The organism is Citrobacter sp. CtB7.12, from assembly GCF_001297795.1.
GTDB classification, from domain to species: domain Bacteria; phylum Pseudomonadota; class Gammaproteobacteria; order Enterobacterales; family Enterobacteriaceae; genus Citrobacter_A; species Citrobacter_A amalonaticus.
Genome location: NZ_LIFT01000015.1, coordinates 23,594 through 42,302 on the forward strand (window position 1 = coordinate 23,594; position 18,709 = coordinate 42,302).

Sequence of the window (18,709 nt, forward strand, 5' to 3'; positions counted from 1 at the left end):
CGAAATTATCCAGGTGAATCCGAAGAGGGGTTACCACCTTAGTGGTATATAAAACCGACAATTGGGGCTATTTAGTAGCGGAACCGTTTCGTTATTGATTTGACTCAAAAAAAATATGGGTATTGCTGTTAGTTTCCTCGGCGACATGACAACTCTGGAAAAAGAGGGAAAGCAATGAACGTCAGCCGCAGAAAGTTTTTTAAAATCTGCGCGGGCGGTATGGCTGGAACAACGGTTGCTGCGCTGGGATTTACGCCCAAAATGGCACTGGCTCAATCGCGAAATTATAAACTGTTGCGCGCGAAAGAGATCCGAAACACCTGCACATACTGTTCCGTAGGTTGCGGGCTATTAATGTATAGCCTGGGAGATGGAGCAAAAAACGCCAAAGAAGCGCTTTATCATATTGAAGGTGATCCGGATCATCCGGTCAGCCGTGGCGCATTGTGTCCGAAGGGCGCCGGTCTGCTGGATTACATTCATAGCGAAAACCGTCTGCGCTACCCGGAATACCGTGCACCCGGCTCCGACAAATGGCAACGCATTAGCTGGGATGAAGCACTGACCCGCATTGCAAAACTGATGAAAGCCGACCGCGACGCCAACTTTATCGAGAAAAATGAACAGGGCGTAACGGTAAACCGCTGGCTTTCCACGGGGATGCTCTGCGCCTCCGCCGCCAGTAATGAAACCGGCATGCTGACGCAAAAATTTGTGCGCTCACTCGGCATGCTGGCAGTAGACAACCAGGCGCGCGTCTGACACGGACCAACGGTAGCAAGTCTTGCTCCAACATTTGGTCGCGGTGCGATGACCAACCACTGGGTTGATATCAAAAACGCCAACGTCGTGATGGTGATGGGCGGTAACGCCGCTGAAGCCCATCCAGTGGGTTTCCGCTGGGCGATGGAAGCGAAGAACAACAATGACGCCACGCTGATTGTTGTCGATCCCCGTTTTACCCGTACCGCCTCGGTTGCGGATATTTATGCGCCGATTCGCTCCGGCACGGACATTACGTTCCTGTCCGGTGTGCTGCGGTATCTGATTGAAAATAACAAAATTAACGCCGAATATGTCAGGCATTACACCAACGCCAGCCTGCTGGTACGGGATGATTTTACCTTTGATGACGGTTTATTCAGCGGTTATGACGCGAAAAAACGGCAGTACGATAAGTCGTCCTGGAACTACCAGTTCGATGAAAACGGCTATGCCAAACGCGATGACACTCTGTCGCATCCGCGCTGTGTATGGAATTTGCTGAAACAGCACGTTTCCCGCTATACGCCGGACGTCGTCGAGAACATTTGCGGGACGCCGAAGGCTGACTTCCTGAAAGTGTGTGACGTGCTGGCCTCCACCAGTGCGGCGGATCGTACAACCACGTTCCTGTATGCGCTGGGCTGGACCCAACATACGGTCGGGGCGCAGAACATCCGCACGATGGCGATGATCCAGCTGTTGCTCGGCAACATGGGGATGGCCGGCGGCGGCGTGAACGCCCTGCGTGGTCACTCGAATATTCAGGGGCTGACTGACCTCGGACTGCTTTCCACCAGTCTGCCTGGTTATCTGACGCTGCCGTCGGAAAAGCAGAGCGACTGGCAGACCTGGCTGAACGCCAACACGCCGAAAGCCACGCTGGCGGATCAGGTGAACTACTGGAGCAACTATCCGAAGTTTGCCGTCAGCCTGATGAAAGCGTTCTACGGCGATGATGCGCAGAAAGAGAATGACTGGGGCTTTAACTGGTTGCCGAAATGGGATCAGGCCTACGACGTCATAAAATACTTCAACATGATGGATAGCGGGAAAGTCACCGGCTACATCTGTCAGGGCTTCAACCCGGTTGCGTCCTTCCCGGACAAAAACAAAGTGGTTCGCAGCCTGAGCAAGCTGAAGTACATGGTGGTGATCGATCCGCTGGTGACTGAAACCTCAACCTTCTGGCAGAACCACGGCGAGTCGAACGATGTCGATCCGGCGTCCATTCAGACGGAAGTGTTCCGCCTGCCATCCACCTGTTTTGCTGAAGAAGATGGCTCCATTGCCAACTCCGGGCGTTGGCTACAGTGGCACTGGAAAGGTCAGGATGCACCGGGTGAAGCGCGTAACGACGGTGAAATTCTGGCCGGGCTTTTCCATCGTCTGCGCGAAATGTATCGCACAGAAGGTGGTAAAGGTGTGGAACCGCTGCTGAAAATGCGCTGGGACTACAAACAGCCGGATCACCCAGAGTCAGAAGAAGTGGCGAAAGAGAACAACGGCTACGCGTTAGCCGATCTCTATGACGCCAACGGCGTGCTGATTGCGAAGAAAGGGCAACTGCTCACCAGCTTCGCGCAACTGCGTGATGATGGTACGACCTCGTCTTCCTGCTGGATCTACACCGGTAGCTGGACGGAGAAGGGCAACCAGATGGCCAACCGCGATAATGCCGACCCATCAGGGCTGGGCAACACGTTGGGTTGGGCATGGGCATGGCCGCTGAACCGTCGCGTGCTCTATAACCGTGCCTCAGCGGATATCAACGGTAAGCCGTGGGATGCGAAACGCATGCTGATCCAGTGGGACGGGGCGAAATGGACGGGTAACGATATCCCGGACTTCAACACCGCGCCTCCGGGCAGCGCAACCGGCCCGTTTATCATGCAGCCCGAAGGATTGGGGCGCTTGTTTGCCCTTGATAAACTGGCGGAAGGCCCGTTCCCTGAACACTACGAACCAATGGAAACGCCGCTGGGTACTAACCCGCTGCATCCGAACGTGGTGTCCAGCCCGGTCGTGCGCATCTATGAAGATGACGTCTTGCGCTTAGGGAAGAAGGACGCGTTCCCGTATGTCGGAACGACCTATCGTCTGACCGAACACTTCCACACCTGGACCAAGCACGCGCTGTTGAACGCTATCGCGCAGCCGGAACAGTTTGTGGAGATCAGCGAAACGCTGGCCGCCGCCAAAGGCATTGGCAACGGTGACTACGTGAAGGTAAGCAGCAAGCGCGGATTCATTCGTGCGGTTGCGGTGGTGACACGTCGTCTGCGTACGCTGCACGTCAACGGTCAGGAGGTTGAAACCGTCGGGATCCCGCTGCACTGGGGCTTTGAAGGGGTGGCGCGTAAAGGCTATATCGCCAACACCCTGACGCCAAACGTCGGTGACTCAAACTCGCAAACGCCGGAGTACAAAGCGTTTTTAGTTAACATCGAGAAGGCGTAAGGGGGGCGAGCATATGTCTTTGGAAACGCAGGACATCATCAAACGGTCCGCAACAAACACGATTACGCCGCCACCGCAGGCGCGTGATTACAAAGCCGAGGTCGCCAAGCTCATTGACGTCTCCTCCTGTGTGGGCTGCAAAGCCTGCCAGGTGGCTTGCTCTGAGTGGAACGATATCCGTGACGAGGTAGGACATTGTGTCGGGGTGTACGACAACCCCGCCGATCTCAGCGCCAAGTCCTGGACGGTGATGCGTTTTAGCGAAACCGAACAGAACGGCAAACTGGAATGGCTGATTCGTAAAGACGGCTGCATGCACTGTGAAGATCCGGGCTGCCTGAAGGCCTGCCCATCTGCGGGTGCAATCATCCAGTATGCCAACGGGATTGTCGATTTTCAGTCCGAGCACTGCATTGGCTGCGGCTACTGCATCGCCGGGTGTCCGTTTAATATTCCGCGCCTTAATAAAGAGGACAACCGCGTCTATAAATGTACACTCTGCGTCGATCGCGTCAGCGTGGGTCAGGAACCGGCCTGTGTCAAAACCTGTCCGACCGGGGCGATTCATTTCGGCACCAAACAAGAGATGCTGGAAATGGGCGAGCAGCGCGTCGCGAAGCTAAAAGCGCGCGGCTACGAACATGCTGGTGTCTATAATCCGCAGGGCGTTGGCGGTACGCATGTGATGTATGTCCTGCATCACGCGGATCAGCCGGAGCTCTACCACGGTTTACCGAACGAGCCGAAAGTCGACACCTCTATCAATCTGTGGAAAGGGGCGCTGAAGCCACTGGCGGCCGCCGGATTTATCGCCACCTTTGCCGGGCTGATCTATCACTACATCGGTATAGGTCCGAACAAAGAAGTGGACGATGACGAGGAGGACCATCATGAGTAAATCGAAAATGATTGTGCGCACGAAGTTCATCGATCGCGCCTGTCACTGGACGGTGGTGATTTGCTTCTTCCTGGTCGCGCTGTCGGGGATTTCATTTTTCTTCCCGACGCTGCAATGGCTGACGCAAACCTTCGGTACGCCGCAGATGGGACGCATTTTGCACCCGTTCTTTGGCGTGGCGATCTTTATCGCGCTGATGTTCATGTTTGTCCGCTTCGTTCACCACAACATCCCGGACAAGAAAGACATACCGTGGCTGAAAAACATTGTCGAAGTGCTGAAAGGCAACGAACACAAAGTGGCGGATGTCGGCAAATATAATGCCGGGCAGAAGATGATGTTCTGGTCGATCATGAGCATGATTTTTGTGCTGCTGGTGACCGGCGTGATTATCTGGCGTCCGTATTTCGCGCAGTATTTCCCGATGCAGGTGGTGCGTTACAGCCTGCTGATCCACGCAGCGGCAGGGATCATTTTGATCCACGCCATCCTCATTCATATGTACATGGCATTCTGGGTGAAAGGATCGATTAAAGGGATGGTTGAAGGGAAGGTGAGTCGCCGCTGGGCGAAGAAGCACCACCCGCGCTGGTACCGTGATATCGAGAAAGCAGAAGCGAAAAAAGAGAGTGAAGAAGGGCTAAACTAATTCCTTTTTCAGCAGATGAAGGCGCTACGCAGGTAGCGCCTTTTTTTTGCCATAAAAACGTCATGATCCTGTCATTAGCTAAACGTAACGTGTTGTCTTCACAAATAACCGAAGAGTTAACCAACAATGCATCTGGTCAAAAAATTGCTCGCTGTGAGCGTACTTCTTTCCGCGTCAGTTCAGGCGCAGAACATTCTCGAATTCCCACAGCCGGAGAACAATCCGGAAGAATTTTACGCCGTGACGGAAATCCCGGCAGGCGGGATCATTAAATATGAAACCGACGCCAATACCGGCTTTATCGTTGCAGACCGCTTTCAGTCGATGCCGGTGGCCTATCCGGCAAACTACGGTTCGCTGACCCAGTCGCTGGCAGGTGATGGCGATCCACTGGATGTGATTTTCTATACCCGCGCGCCGATGGCTCCTGGTACGCTGATCAAACTGCGTGCGATTGGCGTACTGAAAATGATTGATGGCGGCGAGAAGGATGACAAAATTGTGGCGGTTCCCGCCAGCAAAATTGATCCTACGTATGACAATATCAAGGAACTGGCCGACCTGCCGAAAATCGAAGTTCAGCGCCTGGAATCGTTCTTCCGCGTCTACAAAGAATTACCGGAAGGACGCAAGAAAGTGGAGCTGAACGGCTTTAACGACGCGGCGACCGCAAAGCAGGAAATCAAACAGGCATGGGACGCCTGGAAAGCGAAAAAACCACAGCAATAAGCGATTTTGCCGGACGGGGTTTACCCGTCCGGCGGTCAACGCGATTACTGCACCGCCAGACGGCGCAGACGGGACACGTCCACGCTTTTTTGCGCTTGTGCCAGACTCCAGGTATTTTGCAGATTTAGCCACATCTCCGGGGAGCTGCCGATCACCACCGAGAGTTTGATCGCCATTTCCGGGGTGAGTGCCGCTTTGCCCGTGAGTAACCGGCTGGCGGTTGAGGGCGCAATCTCCATTGCTCTGGCAAATTCACGCAAACTGACGTTCAGTTCGTCCAGCGCTTCCTGAATGATATCCCCTGGGCGGGGATGATTCGCCATTTTCATCAGTGATAATCCTCGTAATCCAGAATATACGCATCGCCATTGACGAATTCGAACGTCATACGCCAGTTGCCTGAAACCGATATTGACCAGACGCCATCACGATCGCCGCTCAGAGGATGCAGCCGATAACCGGGCATGTTGATATCGTTCACGCAGCCTGCGGCGTCAATCACGGCGAGGCGGTGTCGCAAACGTTTGACGTGCTTTGCCAGCACGCCTGACGTTTTACCGTGAAGAAACAGGTCGCGTAATCCCTTGTGCCTGAAATTCATGATCATCCTTTTCACCTCGTTCCTTCATGAGGAACATTAGCATTGTGTTCCGTTCGGCGCAACAATTTTCGCCATCGCGTGTGCGATTGTGTGGCGAAATGAACAAAGAGAAAAGGAGAGGGGATGAATACTGGAAAGCGCCACGCAAATTGCCCGGCAAACCTCACGTTGCCGGGCATTGAGGGTTAAAGACGCGCGGTGATGTCGTCTATCTCTTTACGCCACTGAGCCTGCAACTGCGGTTTCTGGTGTCTCGGTTTTCGCGCCAGATCCTCAGCCAGACGCTGTTCGAGTACGAGCAGTTTTTCCAGCAGTTGCTCCTCATCAACCAGCTCCGCGACCAGTGAAGCATTATCCTCCAACACCGCTGGCAAGTGTTCTGTTGCGGATTGTCGAATACGAGCATAGACGGCGTCCAGATCGTGCCATTCGCTGAGCTCGCCGTCGTCAACAAACCAAAACCGATTACAGCTCTGGCTGATGAGTTGCCGATCGTGACTGACCAGCAGCACTCCGCCTTCAAAGCTTTGCAGCGTCTGCGCCAGCGCCTCTTTACCTTCCATATCCAGATGGTTGGTCGGTTCATCCAGCATCAGCAGGCTATAGCGCGCCAGCGACAGACCGACAAACAGCAGACGAGAGCGCTCGCCACCGCTTAACGTACTGACCGATTGCGCGTGGCGTATCCACGGGAATCCCGCGCTAATTAGCGCCATTTTACGGATATCCGGCTGCGGGGCGAACGGTTCCAGGGCGTCAAACAGCGACGCGTCATCCGGTAATTGATGCAGCGTTTGATCGTAGTAGCCCAGCGTCACGCGAGGGTGGAGGCGCAGCGAAACTGATTCCTGTTCGGTCTGATAATGTTGCCAGATCAGTTTTAACAGCGACGATTTACCGCAACCGTTGCGCCCGACGATCGCCACCCGATCGCCGCTCTTCAAACGGATGCCCGCAATGGTAAACAGCGTCGGCGCCTCCGGGGCAGGCGTGACCGACAACTGAGACAGTTCCAGCAGACGGTCTGCCCGCAGCGCGTCGCCGCGCAATGTTAGTGACCACTGACTTCCTGCCGTCAGATCCGTTTGCACTTCCTTCAGACGCAATACCTGCTTTTCCATTTGCTTCGCTTTGCGCGACAGATCTTCGTTATCATACACCCGGCCCCAGGTGGCCAGTCGTTTCGCACTGGCGGTGATGCGATCGATCTCTTTTTGTTCCGCCTTATGGCGCAACGCGTCGCTGGCGTCGCGTTCAAGCAGTGCCTGGCGTGCCGCGCTACAGGGCAATGCAAAGGCGTGTAGGGTACGATCGCGCAAGATCCACGTGCCGTTTGTGATCGCGTCGAGCAGTTGCGGATCGTGAGACACGACCACAAAACTGCCGGACCAGTTCTGTAGAAACTGCTCCAGCCACAGTAACGTCGGTAAATCCAGGTGGTTTCCCGGTTCGTCAAGCAGCAGCAGATCAGGCTGGCGCATCAGCGCGCGGGCCAGCAGTAAACGTGTATGCTGACCGCCACTCAAGGTTTGTGCCGTTAATTGCCGATCCTGGACACTGAAGCCCATTTGCGCGAGTAACGCCTCGACCTGCCAGAGCTGGCTGGCCCGTTCATGTTCAGGAAGTTGTGCCAGAACGGCTTCCTGTAACGTCAGCGGCAGGATCTCGTCGGGCAGGTGCTGTTCGACACGCGCAAGATGACAGTGGTTCGCCAGCGCCAGGGTGCCGCCAGTCGGGACAATCGAACCGTCGAGAACTTTCAGCAGCGTGCTTTTGCCGCAGCCGTTGTAGCCGATAAGCCCAATGCGATCGCCTTTTTTCAGGGTAAACGTCAGATCGTCGAAAAGCGTGCCGAACGCGGTATCAACGTGCAGGGATTGTGCGGTTAGTAATGTGCTCATTGTTGCTTACTCAAGAGTTACAGGCGTCAAAACGCCTCGTCAAACATCGCTGACGATAACCCGGTAAGCCCGAGAGAAGGGGAATTCAGAAGTTAGCTTCGCTCAAGCAGAAGTTATCGCAGCACGATACCGATAACGCTTGAGCACTGGCGATCGCCAAAAGCATGTGAAGCGATGAAGCGTTCACAGTACAGCATAAGTATCCTCCTTTTATTTATCCGAATGTTAATCGATGGCGAAAGTGTAATCGCAAGTGATGAGACAGCGCAAGCCTGAAGGCCCGGCAGCGCGTGCTACCGGGCAGTTCGTCAGATAGACGTACGACGATAGTCGCGATATTCCGCCTGCCAGAAGTTCTCTTCGATAGCCTGCAACAGCGCTTCAGCGGAGGTTTTCACCGCCACACCCTGTTGCTGCGCCATCTTCCCGACGGCAAACGCAATGGCGCGCGAGACGGTCTGAATGTCTTTCAGTTCAGGCAACACCAGACCTTCACCGTTAAGCACCAGCGGCGAGTACTGGGCCAGCGTTTCACTGGCGGACATCAGCATCTCATCGGTAATGCGGGAGGCGCCGGAAGCAATCACACCCAGCCCAATCCCCGGGAAAATATAGGCATTGTTACACTGGGCGATGGGATAGACTTTGTCTTTCCAGACCACCGGCATAAACGGGCTACCGGTAGCGACCAGCGCGTTGCCTTCGGTCCAGGCGATGATGTCCTGCGGCGTCGCTTCCACACGCGAGGTGGGGTTAGACAGCGGCATCACGATCGGACGCGGGCAATGCTTGTGCATTTCGCGGATGATTTCTTCGGTGAACAGACCGGTTTGCCCGGAAACCCCAATCAGAATATCAGGCTTAACGTTACGGACCACATCAAGCAGCGACAGCACTTCGTTGTCGCTGTCCCACGCCTGCAGATTTTCACGCTTCTGCACCAGTTTGGTCTGGAAGGAGAGCAGATTCGGCATCTGATCAGTCAGCAGGCCAAAGCGATCCACCATGAAGACTCTCTCACGCGCGGCCTCTTCACTTAATCCTTCCCGCTGGATCTGGGCAATGATCTGTTCGGCGATACCGCAACCAGCGGAACCCGCGCCGAGGAAAACAATTTTCTGTTCGCTAAGCTGGCTGCCTGCCGCCCGGCTGGCGGCGATCAGCGTACCGACGGTCACCGCGGCGGTGCCCTGAATGTCGTCGTTGAACGAACAGATTTCGTCGCGATAGCGGTTAAGCAGCGGAATGGCGTTTTTCTGCGCGAAGTCTTCAAACTGCAGCAGAACGTCCGGCCAGCGATGCTTAACGGCCTGAATGAATTCATCGACAAACGCATAGTATTCGTCGTCGGTGATGCGCGGATTGCGCCAGCCCATGTATAACGGATCGTTGAGCAGTTGCGGGTTGTTGGTTCCCACATCCAGCACGACGGGCAGGGTGTAGGCCGGGCTGATGCCGCCACAGGCGGTATACAGCGAAAGCTTACCGATGGGAATACCCATCCCGCCGATCCCCTGATCGCCAAGACCAAGAATTCGCTCACCGTCGGTGACCACAATCACTTTGATGTTGTGGTTGGGGACGTTTTGCAGGATGTCATCCATGTTGTGGCGGTTCTGGTAGGAGATGAACACGCCGCGCGCGCGACGATAAATCTCGGAGAAACGTTCACAGGCCGCACCTACCGTTGGGGTATAGATCACCGGCATCATCTCATCGAGATGGTTGTTAACCAGTCGGTAGAACAGGGTTTCGTTGGTATCCTGGATATTGCGCAGGTAGATATGCTTGTCGATTTCCGTTTTGAATCCCTGATACTGGATCCAGGCACGTTCTGCCTGTTCTTCAATCGACTCGACCACTTCCGGCAGTAACCCCAGCAGGTTGAAGTTACGGCGCTCTTCCATGCTGAATGCACTGCCTTTATTCAGTAAGGGGAATTCCAGCAATACAGGGCCAGCGTAAGGAATATAAAGGGAACGCAGTTTTTTACTTTTGGTTTCCATGTCACTCACTCTTTTTTTGAATATCCGTCCCTGGCACTTTTTATAATATGTTGCCATTCCGCCAGGGCATCGGGCACAGAGTATAAAGCATCGTGCATGAATTAAGGCTTTTGTAAGCAAAAACACCATCGCGTTTGCGATGGTGTTTATCGTCATATTCGGACTGTGCGGTTACTTTTTGCTGTCTGCGTGGCGTTTTCTGCCGGTAGGGTTGTTCACCACGCTGGATTTATCACCTTCAGTCACCACTTTGCGCTGATTGGAGATTTTATGGTCCAGTCCAAGAATATGACGGGCCTGACGGTTCGATTTCATTCTAACTCCTTTATCCTGTTACTGGTTTCAAGGATGAGTCCATATGACTGCGGACGAAATATAACCCTTAAGGTCGACGGTACCGATGGATACCGACCTGATTGATAGTCGGACATTTAATCGGAAAGGTCAATGTGTAAGCAGGGAATTAAGAAGTCTCTGCTAACGGCCACGAAATCGGGTGAGCGTCCTATACTTGTTATCCCGACGACAATAAGGAGCGAACGATGACAATCCATAAGAAAGGTCAGGCACACTGGGAAGGCGACATCAAACGCGGAAAAGGCACCGTTTCGACGGAAAGCGGCGTGCTGAACCAGCAGCCTTATGGTTTCAATACCCGTTTTGAAGGGGCGAAAGGCACCAATCCGGAAGAGTTGATCGGCGCAGCGCATGCTGCCTGTTTCTCTATGGCGCTTTCATTGATGCTTGGTGAGGCGGGCTTTACGCCGGAGGCTATCGACACCACGGCTGACGTGTCGCTGGACAAAGTTGATGCCGGTTTTGCGATTACCAAAATCGCGCTGCACAGCGAAGTGAACGTGCCGGGAATCGATGCCGCCACCTTCGACGGTATTATTCAGAAAGCGAAAGCCGGCTGCCCGGTGTCGCAGGTGCTGAAAGCTGAAATCACCCTCGATTATCAACTGAAGTCGTAACGGCAGTATTGCCCGGTCGCGCGATGGTGACCGGGCATAAATACGTTGAATTCGGCCTACGATTCCCGGGCATTATCAGGCACGCCAACAACGTACGTCAGTTCCCGCATCAAGCCTGCGCAGCGCCTGTCGAGTTTCGCAGCCGTGGGTCGCCAACGGGCACCGGTCGCGAAAAAAACAGCCCGTCGGCAGTACCCGGTTGCCAGGTAATTCCGTTTTGCGAATTACCCGTTCTTCAGCCAACGGCACGCCGGTTTTTGGCACGGAATCCAGCAGCAGACGGGTATAAGGATGTGCCGGGGTGGAGAGCACCTGCGCGGTATCGCCGAGTTCGACGATTTGCCCGAGGTACATCACTGCCACCCGGTCGCTCATATGGCGTACCACCGAGACGTTATGTGAGATCAGAATGTAGGTCAGATTGCGACTGGTCTGCAACGCAACCAGCAGATTCAGGATCTGCGCCTGGACGGAAATATCCAGCGCGGAGGTCGGCTCATCCAGCACGATCACATCCGGTTCTGACGACAGTGCTCGGGCAATCGCGATACGCTGGCGCTGTCCGCCAGAGAAAGCGTGCGGCAGACGATCGAGATATTCCGGACGTATCCCGACCTGGCTGGCTAAGGTTGCCGCCAGCGCCCGTCGCTCCCGTTCACTGCTGCGTGTTTGAATCCACACCGGTTCGGTGATAATTCGCCACACTGGCAGACGTGGATCCAGTGAGGAGAGCGGGTCCTGAAATACCATCTGCATTTCGGTCGACGATGAATCCTGTTGATACTGTCCCTGGCTGGGCTTTAGCATTCCCATAAGCAACTGCGCCAGTGTGCTTTTCCCACAGCCGGATTCACCGACAATCCCCAGCGTTTCGCCCCGGCGGATCTGTAAATCCATGCCGTTGAGCGCATGCACGCGTTCGGTGACCCGTCCCAGCCAGTTTTTCTTCGCCGGGAAATTGACGTGCACATCGTGTAAAGCCAGTAACGTTTCAGACATGAGGATTCTCCAGATGAGGATACCAGCAGGCCGAGTGCTGGTCGCCAGCGCCATGTGGGCTCATCGCGGGTACCGTTTCACAAAGCGGGCCCGCGGCATAGCAGCGATCCCGGAACGCGCAGCCGCGCGGCAGACGGGTGAGATCCGGTACGGTGCCAGGGATCGCCGGCAGCGGCTGGCGTGCTTCTCCCTGCTCCGGAGCGCATTTCAGCAGGCCAATCGAATAGGGATGGGTAGGATGGTGGATAACGGCATCGGTCTGACCACTTTCAATCACGCTGCCGGCATACATCACGTACAGCCGATCGCACAGTTGCGATACCACCGCCATGTCATGACTGATAAATAGCACGGCCGTACCGCTGGCGCGGGCCTTGTGTTTCAGCAGGCGCAGCACCTGCAACTGTACGGTGACATCCAGCGCAGTGGTAGGTTCATCAGCGATGATCAGCGCCGGTTCGCAGGAGAAGGCAAGGGCGATCATTACCCGCTGACGCATGCCGCCTGAAAGCTCAAACGGAAAGCGGGTCATCACGCCAGCGGCGTCGGGGATCTGCATCTCCTCCAGCAGGGTAATCGCCTTTTCCCTGGCCTGCGCACGGCTCACCGTCTGATGATGGCGAATCACTTCCACCATCTGCTGGCCGATACGTCGCGTCGGGTTGAGGGCCGTCATCGGCTCCTGGAAGATCATCGCCACGCGCGCGCCGCGCCATTGACGCATTTGTTTCTCGCTGGCGTTCAGCACATCTTCGCCCAGTAGCGAGACGCGCCCCTGATGAATGCGGTAGCTGCCTTCCGGCAGCAGGCGCATGGTGAGCATTGCGGTGACTGACTTCCCTGAACCCGATTCACCCACCACGCCAACAATCTCGCCGCGTTGAATGCGCAGCGACACATGGCTCAGGGCGTGAACGTCGGCCTTGTATCCCGGAAAACTCAAGTGTAAATCGTCTATTTCCAGCACCGGTTGAGTCATTACTGTTTTCCTCCTGCTTTCGGATCCAACAAATCACGGATCCCATCACCGAACAGGTTAAAACCGACGGCCGTGATCAGGATGGCGGCGCCAGGGAAAGCGCAATACCACCACTGATCGAGAACGTAATTACGACCAATCGCGACCATCGCGCCCCATTCGGCGCTCGGTTGCTGAGCGCCAAGCCCGATAAAGCCCAGCGTGGCCGCCATCAGAATCGCGCTGCCAATATCCAGCGATGCCTGCACAATCAGCGGCGGCAACGAGTTACGCAGGATGTGCCAGCTAATCAAATGCCAGCGGGAAGCGCCATACGTGCGGGCGGCCTGAACATAGGTAAACTGGCGCACGACCAGCGTTTGCCCCCGCGCCAGACGCACGTAAAAGGGAATACGTACAATGGCAATCGCCAGCATCGCGTTAAACAGACTCGGCCCGAGCGCTGCGGCCAGCGCCATCGTCAGCACCAGCGAGGGGATCGACAGCATAATATCCATCATCCGCATGATGATGGCGTCAGCGCGACCGCCCATGACGCCGGACAGGCAGCCGAGCAGTGATCCAATACCGCCCGCAATCCCGACCACCACCAGCCCGGCGACAATCGACTGCTGGCTGCCCACCAGCACGCGGCTGAACAGGTCGCGTCCGACCTCATCGGTTCCGAACCAGTGCGCCGCCGTTGGCGGCAGCAGCCGCGCACTTAAATCGATCGCATTCGGATCGTAAGGCGTAATCCACGGCGACAGCACCATCAACAACAGCATCAGGACAATAATCACACCGCCAATCATCGTCAGCGGACTGCTTTTCATCAGCCAGAGCAGTCTGGCCCAGTCAATGTGCCGACGCGTCACGCGTACCGGCGTCTCTTCGGTTAACATCATTCAGCACCTCCACGCCCAATGCGCGGGTCCACCCACAGATAGAGCAGATCCACCACCAGATTGACCAGTACATAGGCAAAAGAGACCACCACGGCGAAGCCCATCACAGCCGGGAAATCGAGCGCCTGAATAGAGGTCACCACCCAGGCGCCCATTCCGGGCCAGGCAAAGACGGTTTCGGTCAGTACCGCGCCATACAACAGATCGCCCAACGCCAGTCCAAGTACGGTAATTGACGGGATCAACGCGTTGGGCAGCGCATAACACAACACGATGTACCAGCCGGGAAGACCGCTGGCTTTCGCCGTGCGGATATAATCTTCGCTGAGCTGTTCCAGCATCGCGGAGCGGATTTGCCGCGCCACAATTCCCAGGTGAACAAACGCCAGCGTCAACGACGGTAAAATCAGATGCTGTAAGGCATTAAAAAAGACCTCACCGTTGCCTTCCAGCAGGGCATCGATCAGATAAAACCCGGTGACATGCGTTGGCGGATCCAGCCAGTCATCCAGTCGTCCGCCACCCGGCAAAATTTGCAGATGGCCGTAAAACAGCACGATGACGCCCAGCCCCAGCCAGAAGGCTGGCGTCGAAATACCGGTGATTGCCATCAGACGTACCAGGTGATCCAGCCAGCGGTTACGCCAGACGGCGGAAAGAATGCCCAACGGAATACCAATGACCAGCGCCAGCAGCAGTGAACAAAAGGCCAGTTCCAGCGTTGCCGGGAAAAAGACGCGAAGTTCTTCCATCACCGGACGCCCGGTGCGAATGGAAATGCCTAAGTCCCCGTGGAAGACATCGCTCACGTAACGCGCGAACTGCACATACAGCGGTTGATTCAGCCCAAGCTGTTGGCGAATGTTTTCGACAATTTCGTCGCTTGCCCGGTCGCCCGCCAGCAGGCGCGCCGGATCGCCGGGGATCAGGTGCGAAATAATAAAGGTGATGACGCAAACGCCGGCCACCACAAGGACAAGTCCCCAGCAGCGCTGGCGCAAAATGCTCCAGAAAGTCATTGGCTTCCCCTTGCGGAGCCTGTACGGCTCCGCATTAACGTGGCTTATTTGCTCATGGTGCCGATATTAAAGACCTGTTCGAGCATCGGGTTGAACACGAAGCCTTTGACCTCTTTGTTCATCGCTAACTGGTAGTTCTTCTGGAACAGGTAGACGTAGGCCGCTTCATCAATGACGATTTTCTGCGCCTGCTGGTAGTCCTTGGTTCTGGCGGTCTGGTCGGTGGTGCTTAGCGCACTACGCAACAGCTTGTCGACATCGGCGTTTTCATAGAACGAGCGGTTACCGGGTAGTCCTTTCTTGTCAGACTCAAACCAGTAGTTCATGAACATATAGGGGTCAGCGAAATCCGGGCTCCAGTTGCCGATGGCGATGTCGTAATCACCTTTGCCTACACGGTCACGCATAGTGGCGTTCGCCAGTTTCTCCAGCTTGACGGTAATTCCCAGTTTGCTGAGGCTGGCCTGAGTGGCAAGGGCGATCGGCTCCCAGTTCGGATCGTTGTCGGAATAGAGGAAGCTCAGGCTGGTGGGTTTGCTGGCAACTTTTTCCCATTCCGCTTTCGCTTTGGCTTCATTAAAGTTGTATTGCAACGCAGAGGCGTCGTAACCCCACATGCCTTCCGGGATCGGCCCGCGCATCTGTTTGCCGTTGCCGCTGAGGATCCCTTTCACCATTCCCTGATAGTCGGTGGACCAGGAAATCGCCCGACGCAGATCCGCCTGATTCAGCGGTGCTTTGCTGTTGTTCAGATAGAGATAGGTCACGCGCAGTGACGGATAGTCAGCTACGGCGACTTTGCCTTCCTGTTTTAACGCGTTAAGCTGATCCACCGGCAGGGCATCCGCGATGTCGATATCGCCGCGCGACAGTTGCAGACGACGCGACGCGCTCTCGCCGATAATTTTCACCGATACGCGTTTAAAGTACGGTTTTGGACCGGCGTAATGCGGGTTCGGGACCAGCACCAGCTGTTGGCCTTTCTGCCAGCTTTTCAGCATAAACGGCCCGGAACCTGCGGTGTTTTGCGCCAGAAAACCACGGGCGTCATCTGCGGCATGCGCTTTAAGCACCGCCGGGTTGATGATGGACGCGCCGTCATTGGCCAGCGTGTAAAGGAACGGGGCGAACGGCTGACTGAGGGTAAATTTCACCGTGTGTGCATCGACCGCGTCTACCTTGAGATCTTTAGGAAACGCTTCTGCCGGCCCCTGGCTGATTTTCAGCAGGCGTTCGAAGGACTGTTTCACCGCCTCAGCGGTGACGGGGGAACCATCGGCAAATTTGGCCTGATCGTTAAGCGTAAAAGTCCACTCTTTCTGGTCGTCAGAGGCTTTCCAGCCGCTTGCCAGGTCACCCTCCACCTCGGTTGAGCCTTTATCGCCTTCGGTTTTGTACTTCACCAGACGCTGATAGGACGGGTAGGTCACCGTCCAGTCGTTATTATCGATAGTCACCGCCGGATCAAGGGTTTGCGGATCAGCGGCTTTACCGATCACCAGCATGTCTTTCGGGACGGCAGCCTGGACCGCAGGCAGGGCCATCGCCAGGGAAACGGCAATCAACGCGGGACGAAACAACGAAGTTACTTTCATGACGACGCTCCGGAATCAAAAAGAGGTGTGTGTTGTTGTGGTTGTAACGGGAAAACAGGCAATACAGTCTTCCAGCAGCGGATAGCGACTCGCGGCGGGTAACTCAAAATGCCACCACTCGCTGCTGATGCCGACAAAGCCACCGCCAAACATAATGGCGTTGAGTAACAACCGGTTACGCTGTGCAGCGGCAGGAACAGAAGGGTGATATGCATGTGAACGGTCGTGCATTTCATCAAAACCCGCGCCCATATCGAGGATCTTGCCATTGGCGTCTTTCAGCGTGACGTCGATGGCCGTTCCGCGACTGTGGTTCGAGCCGATGGCTACATCGACCACGTACTGCGGATCGGGGCAGGCATCCCACAGGATTGACTGTGCCTGTTGCGGACGATAGGCGTCATACACCACCAGAGAAAGGCCCGCCAGTTGCGCAATGCTGATGCTTTTCGCCAGCGCGGTGACCGCATCCTGGTGCAGCAGGCAGCGCGATTCGCGATAAATCGGCGCGCCGGTCAGGTTATCGGCGGTCGCATATTTGAGGTCGATATCCAGCGTCGGAAAAATCACCGACAGATCGACCAGTTGCGGAGTTTCAGACATAGCACGTTTCCTGTTTATTGTTCGAATTGACCAAATTCTTGTTGTAACTGGCGGTTGGTCTGTAGCCGCCCGGTAAGTGAATCGCCCAGTTGTTCCGCCACGCCGGAAAGCAGCAGGTTGAACAGGCAGCTCACCGGCGCCAGCGAATCCCAGAAATGTCCGGTGTCCGTTTTCACCTGCAGTAAATCAATGGGGTAATCCCGCGCCCAGGGACACCAGACATCGGTGATCAGCGCCAGCGGAATGTGCCGCTCGCTGGCGACGCGACAGTACTGCCGGGCGATGGCGGAGTAAGCGCGGGTATCGGTCAGCACCACATACGGTTTCTCAAATCCGGAGTTGAGGGATTCCACCCAACTGCCGGAGAGCCCTTCGGAGTAGTTCACCCGAGGACGCAGATATTCGAGATGACTGAAGAAGGCATTGGCGATCCCCCGCGTCGACTGGATCCCCAGGACATACACCGCTTCCGCCTGCGCCAGTTGTCGGGTAATACGCTGGAAAGCGTCCCCTTGCGCCAGTTGATAAACATGGGCGATCGCGTCAATCTCCAGCGATAGCGACTGCCGCGCGCGGTCCGGCAACTGTTGCTGTTGTTGCCAGGAGTCCAGACGCTCGTTCATCCCCCAGGGCTGATAGGGGACAGAAGGCAGTTCACGCAGGCTGGCTTTAGCATCTTCCAGATTGCGATAGCCGATTTTGCGCAGATAGCGCCCAACGGTAATCCCGCTGGTTCCCGTCGCTTTGCCAATGCTGTCGGCGGTTTCAAACGGGATTTGCGCCACGTGGGTCAACAGCCAACTGGCAACCCGCTTTTCACTCGGCGTATGCAGGCTGAAGGTCTGTTCAATTCGGTTCAGTAACTCAGGTTTTGCTGTCATCACCGTCTCGCTGTTACCAGGCTGTCAAATGTCCACTGACTGTTAGTTCATTAACAATGCAGGACGCGTGCCATGTTCAAAAACGCCGCCGCGACGGGCGTTAATTGTTAAATTAATGCCGTATTAGTTAACTTATGATCAACATTTGTGCAGCGTAGTGCAGTTTTGGTGCAACGGTAAGGCGAAAGGGCGGTTATCTGCCGGATACGCAGGCGCGATCACACTCTCGTGACGAAATAAACGGCAAACATCAGGATCGGTACCGGGAAATATCAATAACAGCCATAACCAGTGTGGGTGTATTTATTTCTGTGAGGGGAAGGGTATTATTCTTTTCGTTCTACATTAACGGTTTAAAGCGCTCATGTAGAGGTTATTTATATCATTAACGGAGCCATCATAATGAACAAATTTTCCCTTTCTACAGCAGGTATTTTAGTGGCAGCGCTGTTAACCAGTGTCAACGTCAATGCAGCAACCACTGACGCGAAAACCGACGTCACTCCTAAAAACATGAGCTGCCAGGAGTTCATTGACCTGAACCCGCAGACAATGGCGCCGGTTGCCTTCTGGGTATTAAACGAAGATGAAGACTTTAAAGGCGGCGACTACGTTACTTTCGATGAAACAGTAACAACGGCGGTTCCTCTGACCGTTGAAATCTGTAAAAAACATCCGCAGAGCGAACTGACTAAAATTAAAGACGAAATCAAAAAAGAATTAAGTAAATAAGATTAAGCATGTATTTAAACCCAGCCAGAGTGCT

General features: G+C 55.1%; 18 protein-coding genes. 6 read left to right on the forward strand and 12 right to left on the reverse strand.

Going from position 1 to position 18,709, the window contains the following annotated elements:
* Positions 1–174: 174 nt before the first annotated feature.
* From fdnG to AOY24_RS16935, 4 genes are all read left to right on the forward strand, one after another.
* Entirely contained in the window at positions 175–3,222 is a 3,048-nt protein-coding gene (fdnG, locus tag AOY24_RS16920) for a formate dehydrogenase-N subunit alpha (RefSeq protein WP_109740241.1), read from the forward strand.
* 13 nt (positions 3,223–3,235) lie between these two features.
* Positions 3,236–4,120, forward strand: a complete 885-nt coding sequence (gene fdxH, locus AOY24_RS16925; RefSeq protein WP_043000690.1) for a formate dehydrogenase subunit beta — start codon at positions 3,236–3,238, stop codon at positions 4,118–4,120.
* Positions 4,113–4,769, forward strand: a complete 657-nt coding sequence (fdnI, locus tag AOY24_RS16930) for a formate dehydrogenase-N subunit gamma (protein WP_043000691.1) — start codon at positions 4,113–4,115, stop codon at positions 4,767–4,769. The genes fdxH and fdnI overlap by 8 nt, the downstream gene beginning before the upstream one ends.
* A gap of 126 nt (positions 4,770–4,895) precedes the next feature.
* Entirely contained in the window at positions 4,896–5,498 is a 603-nt protein-coding gene (locus AOY24_RS16935) for an inorganic diphosphatase (protein ID WP_044257938.1), read from the forward strand.
* Positions 5,499–5,542: 44 nt separating this feature from the next.
* Here the strand turns inward: AOY24_RS16935 and AOY24_RS16940 are convergent, their stop codons facing one another.
* The 5 genes from AOY24_RS16940 to sra form a co-directional block, all read right to left on the reverse strand.
* Entirely contained in the window at positions 5,543–5,827 is a 285-nt protein-coding gene (locus tag AOY24_RS16940; RefSeq protein WP_043000693.1) for a HigA family addiction module antitoxin, read from the reverse strand.
* The gene (locus tag AOY24_RS16945; RefSeq protein ID WP_043000694.1) at positions 5,827–6,105 is read right to left on the reverse strand and encodes a type II toxin-antitoxin system RelE/ParE family toxin; all 279 of its coding nucleotides are present in this window, start codon (positions 6,103–6,105) and stop codon (positions 5,827–5,829) included. Before AOY24_RS16945 ends, AOY24_RS16940 begins: the two co-directional genes overlap by 1 nt.
* 179 nt (positions 6,106–6,284) lie before the next feature.
* Positions 6,285–8,000 carry an ABC-F family ATP-binding cassette domain-containing protein gene (locus AOY24_RS16950; protein ID WP_054177019.1) on the reverse strand — a complete coding sequence of 572 codons (1,716 nt, stop codon included), beginning with the start codon at positions 7,998–8,000 and terminating at the stop codon, positions 6,285–6,287.
* Between the two features lie 308 nt (positions 8,001–8,308).
* The gene (gene maeA / locus AOY24_RS16955; RefSeq protein WP_054177020.1) at positions 8,309–10,006 is read right to left on the reverse strand and encodes a malate dehydrogenase; all 1,698 of its coding nucleotides are present in this window, start codon (positions 10,004–10,006) and stop codon (positions 8,309–8,311) included.
* Between the two features lie 171 nt (positions 10,007–10,177).
* Positions 10,178–10,321, reverse strand: coding sequence for a stationary-phase-induced ribosome-associated protein (gene sra / locus AOY24_RS16960; RefSeq protein ID WP_042319017.1), 144 nt, complete (start codon positions 10,319–10,321; stop codon positions 10,178–10,180).
* 227 nt (positions 10,322–10,548) lie between these two features.
* Between sra and osmC the strand changes: the two genes are divergently transcribed.
* Positions 10,549–10,980, forward strand: a complete 432-nt coding sequence (gene osmC, locus AOY24_RS16965) for a peroxiredoxin OsmC (protein WP_043000697.1) — start codon at positions 10,549–10,551, stop codon at positions 10,978–10,980.
* A 75-nt stretch (positions 10,981–11,055) separates the two neighbouring features.
* On the opposite strand, the gene AOY24_RS16970 is transcribed toward osmC, so the two are convergent.
* Genes AOY24_RS16970 through AOY24_RS17000 form a run of 7 tightly spaced genes read right to left on the reverse strand, consistent with a single transcriptional unit; the run spans position 11,056 to position 17,943 of the window.
* Positions 11,056–11,979, reverse strand: coding sequence for an ABC transporter ATP-binding protein (locus AOY24_RS16970; protein WP_054177021.1), 924 nt, complete (start codon positions 11,977–11,979; stop codon positions 11,056–11,058).
* Positions 11,972–12,958: an ABC transporter ATP-binding protein gene (locus AOY24_RS16975; RefSeq protein WP_054177022.1), complete on the reverse strand. Its 987-nt coding sequence runs from the start codon at positions 12,956–12,958 to the stop codon at positions 11,972–11,974. Before AOY24_RS16975 ends, AOY24_RS16970 begins: the two co-directional genes overlap by 8 nt.
* Positions 12,958–13,845: a D,D-dipeptide ABC transporter permease gene (gene ddpC, locus AOY24_RS16980; RefSeq protein ID WP_044267615.1), complete on the reverse strand. Its 888-nt coding sequence runs from the start codon at positions 13,843–13,845 to the stop codon at positions 12,958–12,960. The genes AOY24_RS16975 and ddpC overlap by 1 nt, the downstream gene beginning before the upstream one ends.
* Complete coding sequence (locus AOY24_RS16985) at positions 13,842–14,864, reverse strand: ABC transporter permease (RefSeq protein WP_054177023.1); 1,023 nt, start codon at positions 14,862–14,864, stop codon at positions 13,842–13,844. The genes ddpC and AOY24_RS16985 overlap by 4 nt, the downstream gene beginning before the upstream one ends.
* 44 nt (positions 14,865–14,908) lie before the next feature.
* On the reverse strand, positions 14,909–16,459 hold the full coding sequence (locus tag AOY24_RS16990) for an ABC transporter substrate-binding protein (protein WP_054177024.1): 1,551 nt from the start codon (positions 16,457–16,459) through the stop codon (positions 14,909–14,911).
* Between the two features lie 15 nt (positions 16,460–16,474).
* The gene (ddpX, locus tag AOY24_RS16995; protein ID WP_044267621.1) at positions 16,475–17,062 is read right to left on the reverse strand and encodes a D-alanyl-D-alanine dipeptidase; all 588 of its coding nucleotides are present in this window, start codon (positions 17,060–17,062) and stop codon (positions 16,475–16,477) included.
* A gap of 14 nt (positions 17,063–17,076) precedes the next feature.
* The gene (locus tag AOY24_RS17000; protein WP_044267623.1) at positions 17,077–17,943 is read right to left on the reverse strand and encodes a MurR/RpiR family transcriptional regulator; all 867 of its coding nucleotides are present in this window, start codon (positions 17,941–17,943) and stop codon (positions 17,077–17,079) included.
* Positions 17,944–18,345: 402 nt separating this feature from the next.
* Here AOY24_RS17000 and hdeB point away from each other — a divergent pair, with 402 nt between their 5' ends.
* A complete protein-coding gene (gene hdeB, locus AOY24_RS17005) occupies positions 18,346–18,675 on the forward strand; it encodes an acid-activated periplasmic chaperone HdeB (RefSeq protein WP_054177025.1) in 330 nt (109 codons plus the stop codon).
* The last annotated feature ends 34 nt before the right edge of the window (positions 18,676–18,709 follow it).

Excerpts from the sequence above, each read along its gene's own strand:
- ddpC (WP_044267615.1), bottom strand. The coding sequence starts at position 13,845 with ATGATGTTAACCGAAGAGACGCCGGTACGCGTGACGCGTCGGCACATT.
- hdeB (WP_054177025.1), top strand. The coding sequence starts at position 18,346 with ATGAACAAATTTTCCCTTTCTACAGCAGGTATTTTAGTGGCAGCGCTG.
- AOY24_RS16945 (WP_043000694.1), bottom strand. The coding sequence starts at position 6,105 with ATGATCATGAATTTCAGGCACAAGGGATTACGCGACCTGTTTCTTCAC.
- sra (WP_042319017.1), bottom strand. The coding sequence starts at position 10,321 with ATGAAATCGAACCGTCAGGCCCGTCATATTCTTGGACTGGACCATAAA.
- osmC (WP_043000697.1), top strand. The coding sequence starts at position 10,549 with ATGACAATCCATAAGAAAGGTCAGGCACACTGGGAAGGCGACATCAAA.
- AOY24_RS16950 (WP_054177019.1), bottom strand. The coding sequence starts at position 8,000 with ATGAGCACATTACTAACCGCACAATCCCTGCACGTTGATACCGCGTTC.
- AOY24_RS16935 (WP_044257938.1), top strand. The coding sequence starts at position 4,896 with ATGCATCTGGTCAAAAAATTGCTCGCTGTGAGCGTACTTCTTTCCGCG.
- ddpX (WP_044267621.1), bottom strand. The coding sequence starts at position 17,062 with ATGTCTGAAACTCCGCAACTGGTCGATCTGTCGGTGATTTTTCCGACG.
- maeA (WP_054177020.1), bottom strand. The coding sequence starts at position 10,006 with ATGGAAACCAAAAGTAAAAAACTGCGTTCCCTTTATATTCCTTACGCT.
- fdxH (WP_043000690.1), top strand. The coding sequence starts at position 3,236 with ATGTCTTTGGAAACGCAGGACATCATCAAACGGTCCGCAACAAACACG.
- AOY24_RS16940 (WP_043000693.1), bottom strand. The coding sequence starts at position 5,827 with ATGAAAATGGCGAATCATCCCCGCCCAGGGGATATCATTCAGGAAGCG.
- AOY24_RS17000 (WP_044267623.1), bottom strand. The coding sequence starts at position 17,943 with ATGACAGCAAAACCTGAGTTACTGAACCGAATTGAACAGACCTTCAGC.
- fdnI (WP_043000691.1), top strand. The coding sequence starts at position 4,113 with ATGAGTAAATCGAAAATGATTGTGCGCACGAAGTTCATCGATCGCGCC.
- AOY24_RS16990 (WP_054177024.1), bottom strand. The coding sequence starts at position 16,459 with ATGAAAGTAACTTCGTTGTTTCGTCCCGCGTTGATTGCCGTTTCCCTG.
- AOY24_RS16975 (WP_054177022.1), bottom strand. The coding sequence starts at position 12,958 with ATGACTCAACCGGTGCTGGAAATAGACGATTTACACTTGAGTTTTCCG.
- AOY24_RS16985 (WP_054177023.1), bottom strand. The coding sequence starts at position 14,864 with ATGACTTTCTGGAGCATTTTGCGCCAGCGCTGCTGGGGACTTGTCCTT.
- AOY24_RS16970 (WP_054177021.1), bottom strand. The coding sequence starts at position 11,979 with ATGTCTGAAACGTTACTGGCTTTACACGATGTGCACGTCAATTTCCCG.